Source organism: Microtetraspora fusca (assembly GCF_001570365.1).
Taxonomy (GTDB): domain Bacteria; phylum Actinomycetota; class Actinomycetes; order Streptosporangiales; family Streptosporangiaceae; genus Microtetraspora; species Microtetraspora fusca.
Genome location: NZ_BBYK01000048.1, coordinates 1 through 20,958, shown reverse-complemented (window position 1 = coordinate 20,958; position 20,958 = coordinate 1). Strand labels below are relative to the sequence as shown.

Genomic DNA, 20,958 nt, shown 5'->3' with positions numbered 1-20,958 from the left:
CCTGACTGAGGGATGGTGAGAGAACCGGGAAGCCGGCCTCGACCGAGCGGCGACCGCGCGGGAAAAGAGCGCGCCACCTGAGGCGCGCGGGCCGGTCAGGGGCCGCCCCTCCCACACGTGGCGCGACCGGCGGTCAGCCGAGGGCGCGGTCGAGGTTGAACGCGGCGCTGATCAGTGCGAAGTGCGTGAATGCCTGCGGGAAGTTGCCCTGCTGCTCGCCGGTGTGGCTGATCTGCTCGGCGTACAGGCCGAGATGGTTGGCGTAGGTGAGCATCTTCTCGAAGGCCAGCCGTGCCTCGTCGAGCCGCCCGGCACGGGCGAGCGCCTCCACGTACCAGAACGAGCAGATCGAGAAGGTGCCCTCGGTGCCGCGCAGGCCGTCGGGGCTGGCAGCGGGATCGTAGCGGTAGACCAGCGAGTCGGACACCAGGTCGGCGGTGAGCGCGTCCAGCGTGGCGAGCCACTGCGGGTCGGTGGGGGAGATGAACTTGGCCAGGGGCATCATCAGGACAGAGGCGTCGAGGACGTCGTCGTCGAAGTGCTGGACGAACGCCCGCCGCGTGGGAGACCAGCCGCGGCGCATGATCTCCCGGTAGATCGTGTCCCGAGCCTGCGCCCAGCGGGAGAGGTCGGCGGGCAGGCCACGGCGGTGGGCCAGCCGCATGGCCCGTTCGATCGCCACCCAGCACATCAGCCGCGAGTACAGGAAGTTCTTGCGGCCGCCGCGGGTTTCCCAGATGCCCTCGTCGGGCTGGTCCCAGTGGTCGCAGACCCACTCCACCGCTTCGCAGGCCTTGTCCCACTGGTAGCTGGGGATCGGCTGGCCCCACTTGTCGTAGAGATAGACCGAGTCGATCAGCGCGCCGTAGATGTCGAGCTGGAGCTGGTCGGCGGCGGCGTTTCCGATGCGTACCGGGGCGGAGCCGCAGTAGCCCTCCAACTCGTCCAGTTCGTGTTCGGGGAGGTCGGTGCGGCCGTCGATGCCGTACATGATCTGCAGCGGCCCCTGGCCGCCGGGGCGGAGGCTGATGTGCTCGCCCAGGAACTTCATGAAGGCCTCGGCCTCGCTGGAGAAGCCCAGGCGCAGCAGGGCGTAGGCGCAGAAGGCCGCGTCGCGGATCCAGACGTACCGGTAGTCCCAGTTGCGTCCGCCGCCGATCTGTTCGGGAAGGCTGGTCGTCGGCGCGGCCACGATCGCGCCGGTGGGCGCGTAGGTGAGCAGCTTGAGCGTCAGCGCGGAGCGGTGCACGATCTCCCGCCATCGGCCGCGGTAGCGGGAGGAGGACAGCCATCGCCGCCAGAACGCCACGGTGGCGGTGAACTGCTGTTCGGCCTCGGCGTGCGGGCAACCCCGCGGCGCGATGTCGTCGCTGACGCGGTCGAGCGCGAAAACCGCCGACTCACCCTCGCCGAGCTTGAACGACGCGGTCGCGTTCCGGGCGTCGTGTTCGACGGCCACGGTCGCGGTCAGCGCGAGCGCGAGATCCGCGGACTCGAAGAGGATCTGACCGGCGTGCCGTCGGACGGTGTGCGGCTTCCTGGCGTAGTCGAACCGCGGGGCCACCCGCGCGCGGAACGGCACCGAGCCGCGCACGCACAGTACGCGCCGGATCAGCCGGTGCCGGCCGGGCTCGCCCGCGCCGTCGGTGATCGGCATGAAGTCCTGGACCTCTCCCACACCGTCCTCGGTGAAGAACCGGGTGATCAGCACGTTGGTGTCCGGGAAGTAGAACTGCTTGGTCCTCGTCGGCGCGTCGGCGGCCAGCTCGAACGACCCGCCCCGGTCGGCGTCCAGGATCGAGGCGAACACGCTGGGTGCGTCGAAGCGCGGACAGCAGTACCAGTCGATGGTGCCGTCGGTGCCCACCAGCGCCGCGGTGCGCAGATCGCCGATCAGTCCATGGTCGGCGATCGGCAGGTAGTCGGCTCTGGGGCACGGTTGTCGCGTGCCGGTCATACGGGTGTGCTGCCCCGGTTCGGGAGCCATTCACGCGGGTCCGGGGGTGGGCGCCGGGGCCGTCACGTTCCCGCTGCCAGAGCTTGGTGGTCACGAACCTCGCCGGGGCGGACGCCCGCGGTCGGGCGGGCATCCGACGACCGCGCCGAAGGCCTGCCACGGCGATCGTCGGCACGGGCCAGCAGGTATCCGAGTGCCGACAGACCCGACGCGACGCCGGCCACGAACAGGTTCACGGGCACTCCGGCGACACGCGGTATCTGCCCAGGCTTGTCCTCGGCCTCGGCCCCCGGCAGCGTGACCGCGACGAAGAAGGGCGCGTAGCTGAAGATCGGGTGCAGTGCGGCGACCTTCAGCGCGAGATCCTGCTCTCGCCGTGTTCCCGATCGCCACAGCAGCCACACTCCGGCGATCGTCCAGCCCAGGTCGGTCACGATCGCCGACGCCGCGTGGAAGCGGGCGTGCGGCGTCCATCGGGGGTTGAAGACGTGCGTGCGGTTCAGGTCCGCCAGGGCATGGCTGATCCCCGTGCCCAAGACGGCGGCTGTCACGAGCAGCCGCCCTACTCTCGCCATGTGTCCTCCGGGAGTGCCTGGCCAGATGGCGTCCGGCGAAGTAGTGGCGGCCACCTGCGGTCCGCCCTCCGGTGTGGCCTGCCCTCATGCCGGCGGGTCACGCCGCCCGGACGGCAAACTCTCCGCGGTCCCTGAGGAGGGAATCCTCGGCCGTACACGACCACGTCAGGAGCGCCCTACCTGGTCGGCCGCACGCCCGAAGTCCTGAGGGGGTCAGGAGCAGGACTTCAGGAGCTTCTTGCTGGCCACGTCGACCTTCTTGCTGATTTCGCTCGCCGTGGTGGAGCCGACGTCGAGCTGGGAGAACGCGTCGACCATCTCGGTCAGGGCCGTCTTGAGATCGCCGTCGGCCCGCTCGGAGAGGTTCTTGAGTTTGTCGGCGTGGCCCGAGATCGCCTTGTTGATGCTCTGCTGGTCGGTGGGCGCCATCATCACCTTGGTCATGAAGTCTCCCGTCGCGGCGACCGCCTCCGCGCAGACCGCCGGGTTGTCCGCGCCGCCCGCGGCACTTTTCGTGCCGCTGTCGTCGGCGTCTTTCGTGCCGCTGTCGTCGGCACCGTCTGTGACCGTGCTGACGGCGGCCGGCTTGTCCTTTCCGCTCGTGCCGCTGGCGACGCCGGCGCCGCCGTCGCCGCCGTCGCAGGCCGCGGCGAGGGAGAGGAGCGCGATCGCCGCGACGGCTGTGAGGGTCTTCCGGACGTTGCTCATTGGTGATCCTTCCGATGGGTCGTCACTGAGAAGGAGCTTCCGCGCGCTCCCTTGAGACTCGCTTTCAAAGTCCTGTCACCTGCCGGTGAACACGGCGGACGGGGCCATGACCGGGAAAGGCGTTGGGGCGGCCCGGCGGGCGGAGGTGCCACGGCTCTCAAGTTAGGCCCGCGAGTGGCGGGGAGTGATCCGTGTCAGCACGGAGATCGGCGGTTCGTGTGCGCGTGCCGCTACGCGCGTGCGCCGACCATGCGCAGGGCCAGCTCGCAGTAGTGGTCGGCGATGTCCTGGTGGCTCCATTCGCCCTCGTCGCGGTACCAGCGCGCGACGTCGACGCCGAGTGACAGCAGCGCGAGCGCGGTCATGCGCGCGTTGGGGGTGTGGAACATGCCGCGGGCGACGCCGGACTCCACGATCTGGCGCATCTCCTGGTTGATGGCCCGGCGGATGGCCCGGATCTCCTCGTAGTGCTCCGCGCTGAGCGCGGAGAGCTCGTAGTTGACGATGCGCGCTCTCGTGTGGCCGCGGGCATGATGCGCGACGAACTCGCGGACGGCGGCGAGGAGCTGCTCGGCCGGGTCGTCCGAGCTCGCCCTGCTCTCCCGCAGAAGCTGAAGCGTGGCCTCGTGCCCCGTCCGGGAGATCTGGTAGAGCAGCTCCTCCTTGGATTTGTAGTGCACGTAGAGGGCGGCGGGACTCATCCCGGCAGCGGAGGAGATGTCGCGGGTGGTCGTGCCGTGGAACCCTTTGGCGGCGAAGGCCTCCACCCCGGCGGCGATCAGCCGGTCGCGGGCGCTCTCGGGGCGGCTCTCCCCGGTCTTCGGATGGGCGTCCGGCACGTCGTCACTCTCTGTTCGTGGCCCGTACGGCGCGAGCGTTGACAAGGATGGCGCAATTAGGGAACGCTGAGCAAACGCGCTGACATAAGCAAGCGCTTAGTTACCCCGTTCGCGTGAGGTGCCGGTGACACGCAGCATTGCGGCCAGGGGATGGCCATGATCCTTGAGCGCCTGAGCCGAGGGCGCGATCCGAGCGGACGGCCGGAGGAGAGACGGAGATGACGAGAAGGTTCGAGGGCAGGACGGCGATCGTGACGGGCGCGAGCCGCGGCATCGGGTTCGCCGTCGCGGAGCGGCTGGTCGCCGAGGGGGCGCGGGTCTGCGTCACCGCGCGCAAACAGGAGGCGCTCGACGAGGCGGTCAAGGCGCTCGGCGGCCCCGATCACGCGATCGCGTCCGCCGGGAAGAGCGACGACGTCGCGCACCAGGAGGAGACGGTCCGGCGCACCCTGGAGACGTTCGGCAGCGTCGACATGCTGGTGAACAACACCGGCATCAACCCCGTCTACGGGCCCATGGTCGAGATGGACCTCGCCGCCGCGCGCAAGATCTTCGAGGTCAACTGCCTCGCCGCCCTGTCGTGGGTCCAGCAGGCGTACCGCGCCTGGATGGGGGAGCACGGGGGAGCGGTCGTGAACGTGTCGTCCGTGGCCGGCGTCAAGCCGGCGCCGGGCATCGGCTTCTACGGCGCGAGCAAGGCGATGCTGACCTACATCACGCAGGATCTCGCGGTCGAACTCGCCCCCGGGATCCGTGTCAACGCGGTCGCGCCGGCGGTGGTGAAGACCAGGTTCGCGACCGCCCTGTACGAGGGGCGGGAGGAGCAGGTCGCGTCCGAGTACCCGCTGAAGCGGCTCGGCGTGCCGGAGGACATCGCCGGCGTCACGGCCTTCCTGCTCTCGGAGGAGGCGGCCTGGCTCACCGGTCAGGTCGTCGTGGTCGACGGAGGGCTGACCCTCACGGGAGGCGTGTGACCGACGCCGCCTGTACGGGCGACGGTCTCGAGGACGAGATGACGGACACTGTGACATTTGTGATCGCGACACCAGAGGAGAAGCAGTGAGCGAGCAGGAGACCCGGCAGCCGGGCCGCACCGCGGTGGTCACCGGGGCCGCACGGGGTATCGGCGCGGCGATCGCGCGGCGGCTCGGCCGGGACGGGTTCGCCGTGGCGGTCCTGGATCTGGACGAGGCGGCCGGCAAGCCGGTCGCGGAGGAGATCGAGGCCGCGGGGGGCAGGGCGCTGGCGATCGGCGTGGACGTCGCCGACGAGCAGGCGGTGGAGGCCGCGGTGGCGAGAGTCGCCGCCGAGCTCGGCGCCCCGACGGTGCTGGTGAACAACGCCGGGATCATCCGCGACAACCTGCTGTTCAAGATGACGGCGGGCGACTGGGACGCGGTCATGGGCGTGCACCTGCGCGGGGCGTTCCTGATGAGCAGGGCGGCGCAGAAGTACATGACCGAGGCCGGATGGGGGCGCATCGTGAACCTGTCCAGCACGTCCGCGCTCGGCAACCGGGGGCAGGCCAACTACGCCGCGGCCAAGGCCGGTCTGCAGGGCTTCACCAAGACGCTGGCGATCGAGCTGGGCAGGTTCGGCGTCACCGTGAACGCCATCGCGCCCGGGTTCATCGAGACCGATATGACGGCCGCCACCGCCGCGCGCGTCGGGGTGCCCTTCGAGGACTTCAAGGCGGCGGCCGCCAAGCAGATCCCGGTCGGCCGGGTCGGCCGTCCCGAGGACATCGCCGCGACGGTGTCGTTCTTCGTCCGCGAGGAGGCCTCGTTCGTCTCCGGACAGGTGATCTACGTCGCGGGCGGGCCCTGCGACTGACGGCACGGCGGAGGCGCGTACGAGCCCGGCCGGCGTCGGGCGCGCCTCCACGCCTCCACATGCTCGCCCGGCGGCGGTCAGCGGATGGTGGCCGGAGGGTCTGGTAGCCGCGGATGGGCTCTGTTGCGATACATGGTGAAACCTGGCCGCCGCGCTGCGGCGGCGGGTCGTCAGATCGGCCAGAAGGTCGACAACGCCACGTGCAGGGCCGTGGCGCCCAGGACGCTGATCACGGCGTTGCGGGTTTTCAGGTGCAGCCCGATGGCGGCCGCCAGGGCCAGCGCGGTGGGCACGACGTCCGCCCAAACGGTGGGGCGGACCTCGCGCAGGGTGTAGAGGGCCAGGATCAACATGATGCCGGTGGGCATCTGGCGGGCGAGGTACCGCAGGACGGCCGAGCGGCGCAGCGGGGTCAGGACGGCGAAGGGCAGGGCGCGCAGGCCCCAGGTGATCGCGGCGCTGACGGCCACGGAGGCCGCCAGGTAGAACGGGGTGGGCATGCGGTCCTACCCTTCCCCGCCCGCCGCGGCCCCGGCGGGCACGGGGTGGCGGTGCCCGTCGGGCACGGGTGAGTCGGCGCGGCGGCGCAGGGCGTACCGGATGAGCAGGCTCGTGGTGAACACGGCCATCGCGGCCGGCAGCACCTGCCCCGGCGCCAGGAGCGCGGCGAGGGCGAAGCTCGCCGCGGCCAACAGGGGAGCGGGCAGGTCCCGTTGTGCCCGCCAGGCGTCGATCGTCAGAACCACGAACAGGGCGGTCAGCGCGAAGTCCAGACCGTGCAGGGTGAGCGGGATCAGCGAGCCGGCCAGAGCACCGAGAGTGGCGCCGCTGACCCAGTAGCCCTGGCACAGCGCCTGCATCCAGAGAATGCGGGCGCCGCTCCAGGAGCGGGCGTGTTCCCCGGCGGTGAGGGCGTAGGCCTCGTCGGTGAGCGCGAAGGTGGCGTACACGCGGCCGAGCGGCCGGACCCTGGACAGGGGAAAGGACAGCGCGTAGAAAACGTGCCGGAGGTTCACCAGCAGCGCCGTGACCGCGACTTGCCCCAGGGGTGTCACCGAGGCGACCAGGCCCAGCAGCAGGAACTCCAGCGACCCGGCGTAGATCACGGCGGTGAACACCGTGGCCCACCACCAGGTCAGCCCGGCGTGCACCACCAGGACGCCGAAGCTGACCCCGAGGGGGAACAGGCTCAGCCCCACCGAGGCGGTGTCGGCCGCCGCTGCCGTGAAGTCCCGCGCTCGTATTCCACGCATATACGCAATTTTAGTGCGTATGACGCGTAATATGATTACCGAAAATTAGCGGGAGTGAGGCATATGGGGAATGTAATCAGCCTTGACGGCATAGATCGTGAAATATTGTTTCATCTCGCTCAGGATGGGCGATTGCCGAACGTGGAGCTGGCCCGCCGGGTGGGGCTGACGCCGCCGCCGTGCCTGCGCCGGGTCAAGCGCCTGGAGGACGCCGGGGTGATAGCCGGATACCGTGCGCAGATCTCCCCCGAGGCCCTGGGCCGTTCCCTGGAAGTGGTCGTGTCGGTGGAGATCGCGGTCAACGACCTGCAGACGGTGGAGGACTTCGAATCCCGGGTCGCGGCGCTGGAAGAGGTCGTGGAGTTCCGGCGCATGTTCGGGCGTCCCGACTACTACATGCGCGTGGCGGTCGCCGACCAGATCGCCTACGAGAAGTTCCTCAGCCAGCGGATTCTGCCGCTGCCCGCGGTCTCCCGCGTCGACTCCCACCTCACGATGAAGCGCATCAAGGAGTGACGGCGCCCCGCGAGGACGCGGGGCGCCGTCCGGGCACTCGCCGACCGCCGCGGTCGGTGCGCCTGCGGTCAGTGGTCCGCGGCGCTGCCCTGCCGCTGTCCCTTGAGGAGGAACCAGGCGGCCAGGGCGGTGGCCAGGAGGACCACCGCGCCGACGGTCGCCGTACCGGCCAGGCCCGCGGTGAACGCGTCCTGGGCGGCTGTCAGGAGGGCGTGGCCGTGGGCTCCGCCGACTGAGGCGGCGGCCTCCACCGCGCCGCCTATGGAGGCGTGCGCGGCCTCCGCGATCGTGGGCGGGATGCCGGGCGGGGTGATGAAGCCCTGGTAGACGCCGTTCACGATGGAGCCGAGGAAGGCGATGCCGAGTGCGGCGCCGAGCTCGTAGGCGGTCTCGGCGACGGCGGAGGCCGCGCCCGCCTGCTCCTTCGGGACGCTGGAGACGATCATGTCGGCGGTGGTGGTGAAGGCGAGGCCCGCGCCGACGCCGACCAGGATCAGCGCGGTGAGCAGCAGCGCGTAGCCGGTGTTCCGTTCGAGTCCGGTCAGCAGGAGCAGGGCGACGCCGATGCCGGCGAGTCCGCCGGAGACGACGGCGCGGGCCGAGGTCCGGCGGACCGCCGCCCCGGCCAGCAGTCCGGTGAGTACGGCGCCCGCGGTGGCGGGCAGTTCGGCCAGGCCCGCCTGAAGCGGCGAGAGGCCCTGGACGAGTTGGAGGAACTGGGAGAGGAAGAAGACCAGCCCGGTCAGGCCCAGCACGGCGAAGAGGTCGCAGGCGACGACCGCGGAGAAGCCGCGGTGGCGGAAGAGGCGGACGTCGAGCAGCGGTGTGGCCAGGCTCTTCTGCCGGCGGACGAACCAGACCAGGGCGGCGACACCGACCGCGCCTGCCACGCCGATCTGCGTCGACCAACCGTGCGACGCGACGTTCTTGATCGCGTACACCACGCCGATCATGCCGACGAGCGAGAGGCCGACGCTGGGCAGGTCCCACGGTCCGGGCGCGGGGTTCTTCGACTCGGGCAGCAGCTTCGCGCCGACCAGGACCAGGAGGGCCATCACCGGCAGGTTGATGAGGAAGACCGAGCCCCACCAGAAGTGCTCCAGCAGGAATCCGCCCACCAGCGGGCCGAGGGCCGATCCGGCCGAGGCGCTGGAACCCCAGATGCCGATGGCGAGGGAGCGCTCACGCGGGTCGGAGAAGATGTTGCGGATCAGCGCGAGGGTGGAGGGCATCAGCGTCGCTCCGGCCACGCCCAGCAGGGCGCGGGCGGCGATCAGCAGTTCGGGACTGGCGGCGTAGGCGTTGAACAGCGAGGCGGCGCCGAAGGCGACGGCACCGGCCAGCAGGAGCTTCTTGCGGCCGATGCGGTCACCGAGGCTCCCCATGGAGACGAGCAGGCCGGCGATGACGAACGAGTAGACGTCGCCGATCCACAGCAACTGCACGCCGGACGGCTTGAGGTCCTCGCTGATGAACGGGGTGGCCAGGGCGAGGACCGTCGCGTCGACGGCGACCAGGAGAACGGCGAGCACGAGCACGCCGAGCGCGGCCCAGCGGCCGGGGTGCTTGTCGTACCGCTCGGTCGGCTCCGATGTCGGTCGCGGAACGGTGGTCATGGCTGGGCTTGTCCTTCGACGGGGTGTGGTTCGTGGAATGCCGCAGTGATCAGGGCTGCGGGGCGCGGCGCTCGAGGCCGCCCAGCATCAGTCCAGTGATCATCTCGGTGTAGTCGCGGGGCGCGGTCTTGCCGGACAGGACGGTCCAGGCGGTGGCGGAGACGAGCCCGTAGAGGGCTTCGGTGAGCCAGACCGGGGAGAGGTCGATGCGGAACTCGCCGGACTCCTGGCCCCGCTTGAACAACGCGGCGATCTGGGCGTCGATCCGCGCCCAGCCCTCGTTGACCTCCTCGCCCTCGAAGAGCTGGTTCTCGGTGGCCAGGAAGGCGAGGAAGCCCGCGACCGGCCGAGTGCTCTCGACCAGCCGTACCAGGGCCTCGGTGGCGCTGCCGTCGTCCAGCCGGGCCTGATCCACGACCTCCTGGAGCTGCCGCACGCCGAGGTCCTCAAGGGCGCGGATGAGCGCGTCCCGCCCGGCGAAGTGCCGGTGCAGGGTGGCTCGGCTGATCCCGGCGGCCTTGGCGATCTCGTCCTGGGTGGCGGTCGCCTTGTGCGAGAGCAGGTCTGCCGCGCAGCGGAGTACATGGTCACGATCGAACGGCATGAGACTAATGTACCTCATATGAGACATCAATGTCTCAAACAAGACGTGCGTGACTCGTCTGCGGCGTGGCCTGCCGACAGGGCTGACGACTTCACGAAAGGCGCTTCAGCTGGGCAGCGGGTCAACGACGTGAGGTGCCACATCAGGGTGCGGCGGCGGTCGACATGGGCGGCCTGCGCGGGGAATTCCGGTCCGTACGGATCTCCTCAACGGTGGCGTAAGTCACTACGCTTTCCGGAAGTTTCGTCGGTTGCGCCGGTTGGAGAACTTCATGCCTTTCGCTGGACCCTCGGCCCCCTCGGAAGCGGCGACGGACGTCGCCCTCGCCCGCAGGCACTCTCTCGCCGACCTGCTGCGCCGCTCCGCCCGACGTCATCCCGGCAGGCTCGCCGTCTCGGACGGGAGGACCGGCCGTACCTTCGCCGAGCTGGACGAGGACGCCTCCCGGCTGGCCGGCGCCCTGATCGCGCGAGGCGTACGGCCCGGCGATCGGGTCGCGGTGCTCTCGCGCAACAGCGTGGAGTACGTGCAGACGATCTTCGGGGTCGCCCGCGCGGGCGCGGTCCTCGTGCCGATCAACTTCATGCTCGGGGCCGACGAGGTCGGCTACGTGCTCGCGCATTCGTCCGCCGTCGCGCTGATCGCGCAGGAGGCGCTCCTTCCCGTGGCGCGGGACGCGGCCAAGGCGTCCGACCGCCTCCGGATCCGCGTCGCGTACGGGGACGCCGACGGGTGGGAGCCGTTCGACGCGCTGCTCGCCCACGAGGACGCCGAGGCCCCCGTCGTCCTCATCGGCGCCGACGACCCCGCCCAGGTCCTCTACACCTCCGGCACCGAGTCACGCCCGAAGGGCGCGGTGCTGTCCCACGCCGCACTGATCGCGCAGTACAGCAGTTGCGTCATCGACGGCGGCATGGATCGCAACGATGTCGAGCTGCACGCGATGCCGCTGTTCCACTGCGCGCAGCAGCACTGCTTCCTGGTGCCGGACATCCAGCTCGGTGCGGTCAGCCACATCCTGCCCGGCCCCGACCCGGCCGCCGTGCTGGAGGCGATAGAGCGCCACCGGGTGACGAAGTTCTTCGCCCCGCCGACCGTGTGGATCTCCCTCCTGCGCCACCCGGACTTCGACCGGCGCGATCTGTCCTCCCTCAGGAAGGGCTACTACGGCGCGGCGATCATGCCGGTCGAGGTGCTCAGGGAGATCGGCGAGCGGCTGCCCGGCGTGCGTCTGTGGAACTTCTACGGCCAGACGGAGATGGCCCCGGTCGCGGTCATGCTCCAGCCGGAGGACCAGATCCGCAAGGCGGGATCGGCCGGCCAGGCCGCCCTGAACGTCGAGACCCGGGTCGTGGACGCCGACGGCGACGACGTGCCTCCGGGGGAGATCGGGGAGATCGTCCACCGGAGCCCGCACGCCGTCCTCGGTTACCTGGACGACCCGGAGAAGACGGCCGAGGCCTTCCGCGGCGGCTGGTTCCACTCCGGCGACCTGGGGGTGATGGACGACGAGGGATACCTGACGGTCGTCGACCGGATCAAGGACATGATCAAGACCGGCGGTGAGAACGTCGCCAGCCGGGAGGTCGAGGAGGCCGTCTACGAGCACCCCGCCGTCGCCGAGGTCGCGGTCGTCGGGGTCAGGCACCCGAGCTGGATCGAGGCGGTCGTCGCGATCGTGGTGACCAAGCCGGGCACGGCCGTCACCGAGGAGGAGCTGCGGGCCCACACGCGGTCGCGGCTGGCCGCCTTCAAGGTGCCCAAGGCGGTCGCCTTCGTCGACGCGCTCCCGAAGAACCCGAGCGGCAAGATCCTCAAGCGCGAGCTGCGGGATCTCCACTCCGGTCTCGCCGACCGGATCCCGGGCGCCGGCCGCTGACTCCGTCCGCCGCCGCCCCGAGCTCGGATGCGGCGGCGTCTACGGCGCGGCGAGCGCTTCGCCCCATTGGAGGCGTTCGCGCAGTTGGACGGCGTCGTCGGCCAGGGCCGACACCAGGACGCCGGGCCCGGCCAGGGGGAGTACCGCGCAGCCGTCGCCCAGCACGGCCCGCCGCGGCGCGCTCTCCGGAGCACCGGCCTGCGCGTGCTCGCCGCGCGGCGGACCGTCCCCGTGATTGTGCATGGCGGGGAAGGCTCCGTACCCGGTGACGAGGGTGCTTCCGACGCAGCGGGCGGTGCCGTACACGGCGGGGCTGCCGTCCATCGCCGGTTCGCCGACGACGAGTTCCTGGCGGAGCAGCGGCGTCCCGTCCACGACCGCGTCGAACCGGGACCGGCACCGGCCCGGCCGCTCGCCGTGACGGCCGAAGACGATCTCCTCCCTCCAGAACACGGCGGCGTCCCGCGCGAGCGAGAGCCGTACGGCGACGCGGTGCGAGCATCCGGCGGCCAGCACGGTCGGCTCGGGCACGAAGCGCAGCGAGGCGCCCGCGCCGACCCGGGCGGTGACGAGCATGACGGAGTCGGCCGCGCAGGGACCGGGCAGGACCAGCGTGCTCGCGATCGAACGGACCTCCAGCGTGGTGCCGGGCGCGACGGCGACGTCGAGCACGAGGCGGTCGCCGCCCAGCGGCCCGGCCGCCGTCGAGACGAGGTGGACCACGTCGGGTCCGGTCTGCCGGAGGGTCAGCGGCGGATCCGACCGCAGCGTCTCCAGCCGGGTACGGCCTCCGGGACCGCGCTCCGTCCTGATCGCCGCGTGCGCCCGCACCGACGACCGGGTGTCGAGTGGCGGCGCCGTCATCGCGTCTCCTTCGCCGGGGAGCCCGCCGGGTGCCGACTCGGGAAGGACGTCATGCGCGGTCGACGGTCACGGGGATCTCGCCGGAACCGTCCGGCCCCGGCCCGTCCGCGTGGTCATGGGCGTGGCCGTGCCGGTGCCGCCACGAGTGGACGACGCCGGACACCCATTCGGCGACGCCGGGCGCGCCGCCGTCCTCCCTGATCGAGGTGAACAGCACGGGCCTGCCCTCGCGTACGGCTTGCGCGTCCCGGGCCATGACGGCCAGGTCCGCGCCGACGAGAGGAGCGAGATCGGTCTTGTTGACCACGAGCAGGTCGGCCGTGGTGACGCCGGGACCGCCCTTGCGCGGGACCTTGTCCCCGCCGGAGACGTCGAGCACGAAGATCTGGGCGTCCGCCAGCCCGCGGCTGAAGGTGGCGGTCAGGTTGTCACCCCCGCTCTCGACGATCACCAGATCGAGCGGCCCGAACCGCTCCTCCAGGATCTCGACCGCGTCCAGATTGGCCGCGATGTCGTCGCGGATCGCGGTGTGGGGGCAGCAGCCGGTCTGCACCGCGAGGATGCGTTCGGGATCGAGCACCCCCGCGCGGCGCAGGAAGTCGGCGTCCTCGGTCGTGTAGATGTCGTTCGTCACGACGCCGAGCCGCATCGACGGGCCGAGGCCGCGGCACAGCGCGGCCACCAGCGCGGTCTTGCCGCTGCCGACCGGGCCGCCGATGCCGAGGCGGAGCGCCCGGTCGTGGCCGTCCGGTGCGTCGTGCCGGTCGTCGTGGTGTGCGCCCATCTCCGGGTCACCGTCCTTCTATGTAGCCGTCAGGGAGTGGAACCGGTCAGGAGACGAAGAGCCGGGTCCCGGCCTTCAGGTGGTTCTCGGCCAGGAGGTCGAGCGCGGGCGCGGCCGCCGCGGGTAACGCCGCCCACCACGCGTCGCCCGCGAAGCCCGGATCGGCGAGATCCGGGTCCGCCGTTCCTTCGCCGTCCGGGTGGGGTGTCCACCGGCTCTCCGGATCGGCGGCCCCGCGCTCCGGGCGCGCGGCCGTATGAGCGGCGCGTGCGGTCTCGTCCAGCGAGGGAGCCAGGTCGGCGAGCAGCCGGTGCACCGTCACCGGGTCCAGGCCGAGGAGCCGCACGGCCGCCGTCGCCGGCCCCGTCACCGACGAGTAGGTCGCGGCCAGCGCGGCCTGGCCCGGGTCGCAGCCCGCCGCCGCTGCCGCCGCACCGAGCGCGATCGGATGGTGCGCGCCCTCGGGCACGGCTCCCGCGAGGGTCTCGAGGACGGGCGACGGCCAGATCCGCCGGGCCGTCCTGACCAGGAGCCGTCCCTGGGTGCGGGCGGCCTCCCGCTGGGCGGGCGACGAGGTACGGGCGTCCGCCTCGGCGTCGAGCCGCCTCCAGAGGGCGATCGGCTCCGGCGGGCCGCCGGTCCTCTCCGGCCCTCCGCCGGTGCTCTCGGAGGCGAGGTCGGCCGGTCGTCGCCGGGCGGGCGCCGCAGCGTCGATGACGCTGGAGCCCAACTCACAGGCGGCGGCGGCGAGTGCGGCGGCGACCAGGCCGGCCGTGGCGAGCCGCCCGCGAAGGAAGCGCGCCAGGTCATCGGGACCGGTCACCGCACCCACGCGTACGGCCTCCTCGACGCCGCCGGAGTGAGCGTGACCTCCGGCGGGCAGCCGGGAGTCGGCGAGCAACAGGAGCGCGGCGTCCACGGTCACCGTCCTTCGTCGTGGTCGTCGAGGCCAGGGTCGGTCGGCCACCATCGGGCCGGGGCCGGGGCCGGGGCCGTCGTCTCAGAAGAGGAAGTAGCGCTGGGCCATGGGAAGCACCTCGGCGGGAGCGGGCTCGACGAGCTCGCCGTCCACCCGCACCGCGAAGGTGTCGGGGTTCACCTCGATCGAGGGGAGCGCGTCGTTGAGCACCATCGCCTCCTTGCCGCGCCGCCGCACGCTGGAGACGGGGGCGAGCCTGCGGGCGATCCCGAGCCGGTCGGCGAGGCCGTCCTCGATGGCGAGCGGGGCCACGAAGTGCAGTGACGTCGCCGCCGCGGTGGCGGGCGCCGCGCCGAACATGGGCCGGGGGAGCACCGGCTGCGGGGTGGGGATCGACGCGTTCGCGTCGCCCATCTGCGCGTACGCGATCACGCCGCCCTTGATCACGAGATCCGGCTTCACCCCGAAGAACGCGGGACTCCAGAGCACGAGGTCGGCCAGTTTGCCGGGTTCGACCGAGCCGACCTCGGCGTCCAGCCCATGCGCTATCGCCGGATTTATCGTGTATTTCGCGATATAGCGGCGGGCGCGGAGGTTGTCGGCGGGGTGGGCGGTCCCGTGGGCGGACGCCGTACCGGACTCACCGGGAAGCGCGCCGCGCCGCCCCTTCATGACGTGCGCGGTCTGCCAGGTGCGGATGATCGTCTCGCCGATCCGGCCCATGGCCTGCGAGTCGGAGCCGATCATCGAGATGGCCCCGATGTCGTGCAGGACGTCCTCGGCCGCCATCGTCGCCGGACGGATCCGGGACTCGGCGAACGCCAGGTCCTCGGGGATCGACGGGTTGAGGTGGTGGCACACCATCAGCATGTCCAGGTGCTCGTGGTGCGTGTTGACGGTGTGCGGCCGGGTCGGGTTGGTGGACGACGGCAGGATGTTCCGATGGCCCGCCACCTTGATGATGTCGGGGGCGTGCCCGCCTCCGGCGCCCTCGGTGTGGTAGGCGTGGATCATCCGCCCGCCGATCGCCGCGAGCGTCGACTCGACGAACCCGGCCTCGTTGAGCGTGTCGGTGTGGATCGCCGCCTGCACCCCCGTGGCCTCGCACACGCGGAGGCAGGCGTCGATCGCGGCGGGCGTCGTGCCCCAGTCCTCGTGCAGCTTGAACCCGGACGCCCCGGCCCTGAGCTGCTCGTACAGGCCCTCGACGCTCACGGTGTTGCCCTTGCCGAGCAGCGCCACGTTCACCGGGTGGGAGTCCAGCGACTCCAGCATGCGGGCGAGGTACCACGTGCCGGTGACCGTGGTGGCCTTCGTGCCCTCGGCGGGGCCCGTGCCGCCGCCGATGATCGTCGTGACGCCCGACGCCAGCGCCTCGTCCAGGAGTCGCGGGCAGATCAGGTGCACGTGGGAGTCCACCGCCCCCGCCGTGACGATCTTGCCGTTGCCCGCGAGGATCTCGGTGGACGGCCCGATGACGAGATCCGGGTGGACGCCGTCCATCGTGTCGGGGTTGCCCGCCTTGCCGATCGCCGAGATCCGCCCGTCGCGGATGCCGATGTCGGCCTTCACGACGCCCCAGTGGTCGAGGATCACGGCGCCGGTGACGACCAGGTCGGGCGCGCCCTCGGCCCGGGTGGCGCGGGCCTGCCCCATGGACTCGCGGATCACCTTGCCGCCGCCGAAGACGGCCTCGTCGCCCGCGCCGGCCGGGCCCATCGCGAGGTCCTCGGTCACCTCGACGAACAGATCCGTGTCGGCCAGCCGTATCCGGTCGCCGGCGGTCGGGCCGTACAGCGCGGCGTAGTGTGCCCGTTCGACGGCGGTCATCGGGACTCCTCGCGGTCGAGCGGGCCCGCCCATTCCGGGCGCAGCCCCGGGACGACGCGGTGGCCCGCCAGGGGAACGAGCGTCACATCGCGCTCGATGCCGGGCTCGAACCTGATGGCGGTCCCGGCCGGCACGTCCAGGCGGGTGCCCCAGGCGGCCCGCCGGTCGAACTCCAGCGCGGGGTTGGCCGCGGCGAAGTGGTAGTGCGAACCCACCTGGATCGGCCGGTCCGCCGTGTTGACGACCCGCAGCGTGATCCGCCGCCTGCCCGGGTTGAGCGGGACCGGCGCGTCGCCGTACACGATCTCGCCGGGGATCATGTGATCGGCCGGTGGACGGTGACGAGCTTGGTGCCGTCGGGGAAGGTCGCCTCGATCTGCACCGACTCCAGCATCTCGGGGACGCCCTCCATGACGTCCTCGCGCTGGAGCACCTTGCGGCCCGCGTCCATCAGGTCCGCCACGCTGCGGCCGTCCCGCGCGCCCTCCAGCAGGAAGGACGCGATGATCGCGGTGGCCTCGGGATGGTTGAGGCGAAGGCCCCGCTCCCGGCGGTCGCGGGCGACGCCCGCGGCGACGTGGATGAGCAGGCGTTCCTGTTCGTGTGGAGTGAGCCTCATGACGGGACCATAGGAAGCCGCCGTTTCCGCCGCGTTTCCCGCGCATTTCACCGACGTGTCAGCCGGTAACCGCGCTCTCCCGATGCCGTGACATTTTGCCAGGCAGCAAGGTGGTTGCCCGTCCCGTTGCCGTCGGCGACCGGAGCGGCGGAAGGCGAGGTCCCGGGCGGTCACGGCGGAGGGCGCCTTGTGGCTGGCGGGTTGTTCCTCGAAGCCGAGTACGCGCCGTTCGGCGATCCGCATGAACGGGGCCGGAGAGGGTGGTATTTCGTTTGCCGGAATCGTGGTCTAACATTCGGAATGTGATCGGCGTCGAGGGACGTTCCGGCGACGCGAAGACCGGCTGCGGGTCCGCCGGCCGAGCGTCTGCGGCGCCGCCCGAGCCGGTCCGCGCCCCGGTGGGACCGGCCCTCCGGGTCCGCCCGGCGCCGTCCCGGTGCCGGGCCGGGCACGCGTCGCGCGCCGGTGTCCCCACGCCCCGCCGGGTGCCCTCCGCCCCGTCCCGACCCCGAAAGAAGAAGCGTTGTACCTCATGCGCATCGGCGCCCCCGGCGCCGAGAAGCCGGTCGTCCGCGTCGACGACACCCGCTACATCGACGTCTCCGACCTGACCGCGGACTTCGACGAGAAGTTCTTCGCCGCCGGCGGCACCGCCCTACTCGCCGGGCCGGTCGCCGAGCGGATCGCCGCCGGGCAGACCTGCGAGTTCGCCGGTGAGCGGATCGGTGCCCCGATCGCCCGCCCGCACCAGATCCTGTGCATCGGCCTGAACTACAGCGACCACGCCGCCGAGACCGGCCAGGCCGTGCCCGACGAGCCGATCCTGTTCACCAAGTCGCCCAACACCCTCATCGGCCCGAACGACGACGTGCGCATCCCGCGCGGGTCCACCAAGGCCGACTGGGAGGTCGAGCTGGGCATCGTCATCGGCAGGCGCACCTCCTACCTCGACTCGGTGGAGGACGCCGCGGACGTGATCGCCGGCTACTGTGTGGTCAACGACGTCAGCGAGCGCGCCTTCCAGATGGAGCGTGGCGGCCAGTGGGTCAAGGGCAAATCCGCCGAGACCTTCAACCCGGCCGGGCCGTGGCTGGTCACCCCCGACGAGATCGCCGACGTCAACGACCTGGACATGTGGCTGGACGTCAACGGCGTGCGGCGGCAGACCGGCAACACCAAGACGATGATCTTCGATTCGTACTTCATCGTCCACCACCTGAGCCAGTTCATGGTGCTGGAACCCGGCGACCTGATCAACACCGGCACCCCGCCCGGCGTTGGCATGGGCCACGACCCCCAGATCTGGCTGCGGCCGGCTGACGTGATGGAGCTCGGCATCGCCGGCCTCGGCGCGCAGCGGCAGCACGTCGTGGCCCCGCGGTAGGAGGCGTCCCCACGGGCCCCGGCCGGTACGGCCGGGGGCTGTGAATCCAGAGATTCACGCACGGTTCTGCGCGAGCCGGGAGGTGAGATCCCTCCCGGCCACTCGCCAGAATGGTCGTCCCGGTAGCCGGGGGCGGACTCGCCGGCACCCCTGGGCGACGTCCGCCATCGGCACCGTGGGACGCCACACCGCACGGGCGGTCTAATTTCTGGAATTGCAGGGAGGATACGCAGATGACGGTTGACGTGCCAGCCGACGACGGCCGCCTGGTGGGCTCCGATCGTGTCCTCGCCGTTCTCAAGGAGCTGTCCCGCTACCCCGACGGCGTCGGACTGGAGGAGCTGACGCGGGCCATCGGCAGCCCCAAGCCGACCGTGCACCGCGCGCTGGGCGCGCTGCGCCGGGCCGGGCTGGCCGACCAGGACGCCCGCGGCCACTACATGCTCGGCGACGAGTTCCTGCGGATGGCCTTCGCCCACCACGAGGCCCGCCCCGAGCACGTGCGCATCCGGCCGCTGCTGGAGACGCTGGCCGCCCGGTTCGGCGAGACCGCGCACTACGCGGTGCTCGACGGCCGCGAGGTCGTCTACCGGGCCAAGGTGGACCCGCCCACCGGTGCCATCCGGCTGACCTCCACGATCGGCGGCCGCAACCCCGCGCACGCCACCGCCGTCGGCAAGCTGCTGCTGGCCTACCGGTTGGACACCCCCGAAGCCGTCGCCGAGTGGGTCGGCGACGCGCCGCTGGTGCGCCGCACCCCGCACACGCGCTGCACGGCCGAGGAGCTGTATGAGGAACTGCGGGCGATCCGCGCGCAGGGCTACTCCGTCGACGACCAGGAGAACGAGGTGGGCATCAACTGCGTCGCCCTCCCCGTCTACGCGACCTCGCCGACCCTTCCCTCGGGCGCGCTGAGTGTCAGTGGCCTGACCTACCGAACCCCCCTGCAGGCGCTGGTCGACGCCGTCGAGGACATCCGTGCCCTGCTGGGCGAGCTGGGAGAACCACGATGACCAACCCTCCGGTCCCCGCGACCATCGAGACGTTCCACCTGGCCGAAGGGCCGGTGTGGGACGCCGCCCGGGACCGCCTGCTGTGGGTCGACATCCTCGCCGGAGCGGTACTCGAAGGCCGCCTCGACGCCGGCCGCGTCGAGGTGACCGGCCGGCACGAGTTCGACTCCATGGTCGGCGCGGTGGCGGTCGCGGCCGACGGAACCTTCCTGGTGGCCGCCCAGGAACACCTCGTCGTGCTCCACCCCGACGGCACCCGGCGGGGCGGGCCCCGCATCGTCCCCGCCGGACAGCGCCGGCGGCTCAACGACGCCGGCGTCGACCCGGCCGGCCGCTTCCTGGTGGGCACCCTGTCCCTGGACGGTCCCTCGCAGCGCGAGACGCTCGTCCGGGTAGAGGCCGACGGCCGGCTCACCGAGATCGACGGCGACCTGCAGCTGTCCAACGGCCTGGCCTGGTCGGCCGACGGCCGCACGATGTACAGCGTCGACACCTACCGCCACACCGTCTTCGTGCGCGACTACGACCCGGCGACCGGCGCGGCGGGGAAGCGGCGGGCACACCTGCGGGTGGACGACGGCCTGCCCGACGGCATCGCCCTGGACGCCGAAGGCCACCTGTGGGTGGCCGTGTGGGAGATCGGCGAGGTCCGCCGGTACGCCCCCGACGCCACCCTCACCGAGCGCATCCCGGTGCCCGCCCCGCACACCTCCAGCCTCACCTTCGCCGGTGAGGACCTGCGCACCCTGGTCATCACCACCGCCTCGGCGGAGCTGACCGACGACCGGCGCCTCGCCCACCCGGACTCGGGCCGGCTGTTCACCACCCGCATCGAGGTGCCCGGCTCGCCCGTCCCGGTTTGGTCGGGGCAGCCGCAGACCTCCGCCGCCTGATCCGGTGCGTGGCGCCCATCGGCTGCCGTACCTCCTTCTTGACGTGTGACCGAATTCTGGCAGAGCGCGTGGGGCGATCGGCATTTGCCGCTCATGAGATGATCTCGACCGTGTTTCCTCTCCATCGCGTCGCGGCCGGATTCCTCATCGCCTCACTGGCGTTACGCATCAACGGATTCGACCTGCTCATAGATGCCGTCGGATGGGGGCTCGTGGTTTCGGGGCTCTCGCGCCTGGAATCAGCAAGCGATCCCGCCTTCGGCAAGGCTCGCATGGCCGCCCTCGTGACGTTGGTGCTCTCGTTCGCGGAACTCGCCGGGCTCACGGGGAACATCGTCATCGGCCTGCTTTATGGAGCGAGCAAGCTGGTCACGACATGGCTCGTGGCGGCGGGCATCATCGCCCGGGCACGAGATTTCGGCGATGTCTCCACTGCTTCGACTTTCGACGCGATCCGCTGGATTCTGACGATAGTCAGCGTTGCGGCGTTGCTGCTCGGGTACGCGGTCGTCCAGATGCAGGCCATCGCATTCATCGTCGCGATCACGGGTTTCATCGTCATCGCGTGGTTCATCATCAGCTTGTACAGGTCGGCGCGCCTGCCCTACCTCACTTGACCCTTTGGTCGCGCGCTGCCCGGAGTGCCGTTCAGGAATGCCCCCGCAGCAGCCCCCGGAAATGCGTCTCGTTCGGCCAGGGCTACGGGAGGTCTCACCGAAACCTCCGGAGGAAGCCCGGTCCTTCAGGGCCGGGAGGAATCCGGACCCCACAAAGGGTGGCCCGGCGGAGCCGGGACAGCCCAGAGCGCGAAGCGCTCACGACGTTCTCCTTTCGCCTGCCGATTAGGCAAAGGGCTAGTAAAATGCGAACAC

At 71.3% G+C, this 20,958-nt stretch carries 22 protein-coding genes; 8 read left to right on the top strand and 14 right to left on the bottom strand.

From position 1 onward, the window contains the following. Nucleotides 1-133 precede the first annotated feature (133 nt). The 4 genes from AWQ68_RS17835 to AWQ68_RS17820 all read right to left on the bottom strand — a co-directional run bounded on the left by AWQ68_RS17835 (nucleotide 134) and on the right by AWQ68_RS17820 (nucleotide 4,079). Entirely contained in the window at nucleotides 134-1,957 is a 1,824-nt protein-coding gene (locus AWQ68_RS17835; RefSeq protein WP_066941786.1) for a glycoside hydrolase family 15 protein, read from the bottom strand. A 62-nt stretch (nucleotides 1,958-2,019) separates the two neighbouring features. Continuing rightward, the gene (locus AWQ68_RS17830; protein WP_157545409.1) at nucleotides 2,020-2,532 is read right to left on the bottom strand and encodes a DUF6640 family protein; all 513 of its coding nucleotides are present in this window, start codon (nucleotides 2,530-2,532) and stop codon (nucleotides 2,020-2,022) included. 213 nt (nucleotides 2,533-2,745) lie between these two features. Then, entirely contained in the window at nucleotides 2,746-3,240 is a 495-nt protein-coding gene (locus AWQ68_RS17825) for a DUF8711 family protein (protein WP_066941781.1), read from the bottom strand. A gap of 230 nt (nucleotides 3,241-3,470) precedes the next feature. Beyond that, nucleotides 3,471-4,079 (bottom strand): TetR/AcrR family transcriptional regulator, encoded by a 609-nt coding sequence (locus tag AWQ68_RS17820; RefSeq protein ID WP_066941779.1) that lies wholly within the window; start codon nucleotides 4,077-4,079, stop codon nucleotides 3,471-3,473. 218 nt (nucleotides 4,080-4,297) lie between these two features. Here AWQ68_RS17820 and AWQ68_RS17815 point away from each other — a divergent pair, with 218 nt between their 5' ends. Further along, nucleotides 4,298-5,053 (top strand): SDR family oxidoreductase, encoded by a 756-nt coding sequence (locus AWQ68_RS17815; protein WP_066941777.1) that lies wholly within the window; start codon nucleotides 4,298-4,300, stop codon nucleotides 5,051-5,053. Nucleotides 5,054-5,138: 85 nt separating this feature from the next. Then, nucleotides 5,139-5,912, top strand: coding sequence for a 3-oxoacyl-ACP reductase FabG (gene fabG / locus AWQ68_RS17810; protein ID WP_066941775.1), 774 nt, complete (start codon nucleotides 5,139-5,141; stop codon nucleotides 5,910-5,912). Between the two features lie 170 nt (nucleotides 5,913-6,082). Here the strand turns inward: fabG and AWQ68_RS17805 are convergent, their stop codons facing one another. Together AWQ68_RS17805 and AWQ68_RS17800 are read right to left on the bottom strand one after the other, a co-directional pair. Next, entirely contained in the window at nucleotides 6,083-6,412 is a 330-nt protein-coding gene (locus tag AWQ68_RS17805; RefSeq protein ID WP_066941773.1) for a branched-chain amino acid transporter permease, read from the bottom strand. 6 nt (nucleotides 6,413-6,418) lie between these two features. Then, nucleotides 6,419-7,165, bottom strand: coding sequence for an AzlC family ABC transporter permease (locus AWQ68_RS17800; protein WP_066941771.1), 747 nt, complete (start codon nucleotides 7,163-7,165; stop codon nucleotides 6,419-6,421). A 63-nt stretch (nucleotides 7,166-7,228) separates the two neighbouring features. Between AWQ68_RS17800 and AWQ68_RS17795 the strand changes: the two genes are divergently transcribed. Continuing rightward, entirely contained in the window at nucleotides 7,229-7,681 is a 453-nt protein-coding gene (locus tag AWQ68_RS17795; RefSeq protein WP_066941769.1) for an Lrp/AsnC family transcriptional regulator, read from the top strand. Nucleotides 7,682-7,749: 68 nt separating this feature from the next. Here AWQ68_RS17795 and AWQ68_RS17790 read toward each other — a convergent pair whose 3' ends face one another. Together AWQ68_RS17790 and AWQ68_RS17785 are read right to left on the bottom strand one after the other, a co-directional pair. Next, nucleotides 7,750-9,297, bottom strand: a complete 1,548-nt coding sequence (locus AWQ68_RS17790) for an MFS transporter (RefSeq protein WP_066941767.1) — start codon at nucleotides 9,295-9,297, stop codon at nucleotides 7,750-7,752. Between the two features lie 49 nt (nucleotides 9,298-9,346). Beyond that, complete coding sequence (locus AWQ68_RS17785; RefSeq protein WP_218006912.1) at nucleotides 9,347-9,901, bottom strand: TetR/AcrR family transcriptional regulator; 555 nt, start codon at nucleotides 9,899-9,901, stop codon at nucleotides 9,347-9,349. Nucleotides 9,902-10,172: 271 nt separating this feature from the next. Between AWQ68_RS17785 and AWQ68_RS17780 the strand changes: the two genes are divergently transcribed. Continuing rightward, entirely contained in the window at nucleotides 10,173-11,780 is a 1,608-nt protein-coding gene (locus AWQ68_RS17780; protein WP_066942126.1) for a fatty acyl-CoA synthetase, read from the top strand. A gap of 39 nt (nucleotides 11,781-11,819) precedes the next feature. Here the strand turns inward: AWQ68_RS17780 and AWQ68_RS17775 are convergent, their stop codons facing one another. From AWQ68_RS17775 to AWQ68_RS17750, 6 genes are all read right to left on the bottom strand, one after another. Then, nucleotides 11,820-12,644, bottom strand: coding sequence for an urease accessory protein UreD (locus AWQ68_RS17775; protein WP_066941762.1), 825 nt, complete (start codon nucleotides 12,642-12,644; stop codon nucleotides 11,820-11,822). 49 nt (nucleotides 12,645-12,693) lie between these two features. After that, entirely contained in the window at nucleotides 12,694-13,428 is a 735-nt protein-coding gene (gene ureG, locus AWQ68_RS17770) for an urease accessory protein UreG (RefSeq protein WP_084464126.1), read from the bottom strand. Between the two features lie 46 nt (nucleotides 13,429-13,474). Next, the gene (locus tag AWQ68_RS17765) at nucleotides 13,475-14,347 is read right to left on the bottom strand and encodes an urease accessory protein UreF (RefSeq protein WP_066942125.1); all 873 of its coding nucleotides are present in this window, start codon (nucleotides 14,345-14,347) and stop codon (nucleotides 13,475-13,477) included. A gap of 81 nt (nucleotides 14,348-14,428) precedes the next feature. Further along, entirely contained in the window at nucleotides 14,429-16,177 is a 1,749-nt protein-coding gene (locus AWQ68_RS17760) for an urease subunit alpha (RefSeq protein WP_066941760.1), read from the bottom strand. Further along, nucleotides 16,174-16,497 carry an urease subunit beta gene (locus AWQ68_RS17755; RefSeq protein WP_066941758.1) on the bottom strand — a complete coding sequence of 108 codons (324 nt, stop codon included), beginning with the start codon at nucleotides 16,495-16,497 and terminating at the stop codon, nucleotides 16,174-16,176. Before AWQ68_RS17755 ends, AWQ68_RS17760 begins: the two co-directional genes overlap by 4 nt. Continuing rightward, on the bottom strand, nucleotides 16,494-16,796 hold the full coding sequence (locus AWQ68_RS17750; protein ID WP_066941757.1) for an urease subunit gamma: 303 nt from the start codon (nucleotides 16,794-16,796) through the stop codon (nucleotides 16,494-16,496). Before AWQ68_RS17750 ends, AWQ68_RS17755 begins: the two co-directional genes overlap by 4 nt. 532 nt (nucleotides 16,797-17,328) lie before the next feature. Here AWQ68_RS17750 and AWQ68_RS17745 point away from each other — a divergent pair. The 4 genes from AWQ68_RS17745 to AWQ68_RS17730 all read left to right on the top strand — a co-directional run bounded on the left by AWQ68_RS17745 (nucleotide 17,329) and on the right by AWQ68_RS17730 (nucleotide 20,703). Continuing rightward, nucleotides 17,329-18,180, top strand: coding sequence for a fumarylacetoacetate hydrolase family protein (locus AWQ68_RS17745; RefSeq protein WP_306306808.1), 852 nt, complete (start codon nucleotides 17,329-17,331; stop codon nucleotides 18,178-18,180). Between the two features lie 233 nt (nucleotides 18,181-18,413). Next, on the top strand, nucleotides 18,414-19,193 hold the full coding sequence (locus tag AWQ68_RS17740; protein WP_066941753.1) for an IclR family transcriptional regulator: 780 nt from the start codon (nucleotides 18,414-18,416) through the stop codon (nucleotides 19,191-19,193). Then, a complete protein-coding gene (locus AWQ68_RS17735; protein ID WP_066941751.1) occupies nucleotides 19,190-20,086 on the top strand; it encodes an SMP-30/gluconolactonase/LRE family protein in 897 nt (298 codons plus the stop codon). Before AWQ68_RS17740 ends, AWQ68_RS17735 begins: the two co-directional genes overlap by 4 nt. A gap of 98 nt (nucleotides 20,087-20,184) precedes the next feature. Beyond that, nucleotides 20,185-20,703: a hypothetical protein gene (locus AWQ68_RS17730; protein WP_066941749.1), complete on the top strand. Its 519-nt coding sequence runs from the start codon at nucleotides 20,185-20,187 to the stop codon at nucleotides 20,701-20,703. Nucleotides 20,704-20,958 lie beyond the last annotated feature (255 nt).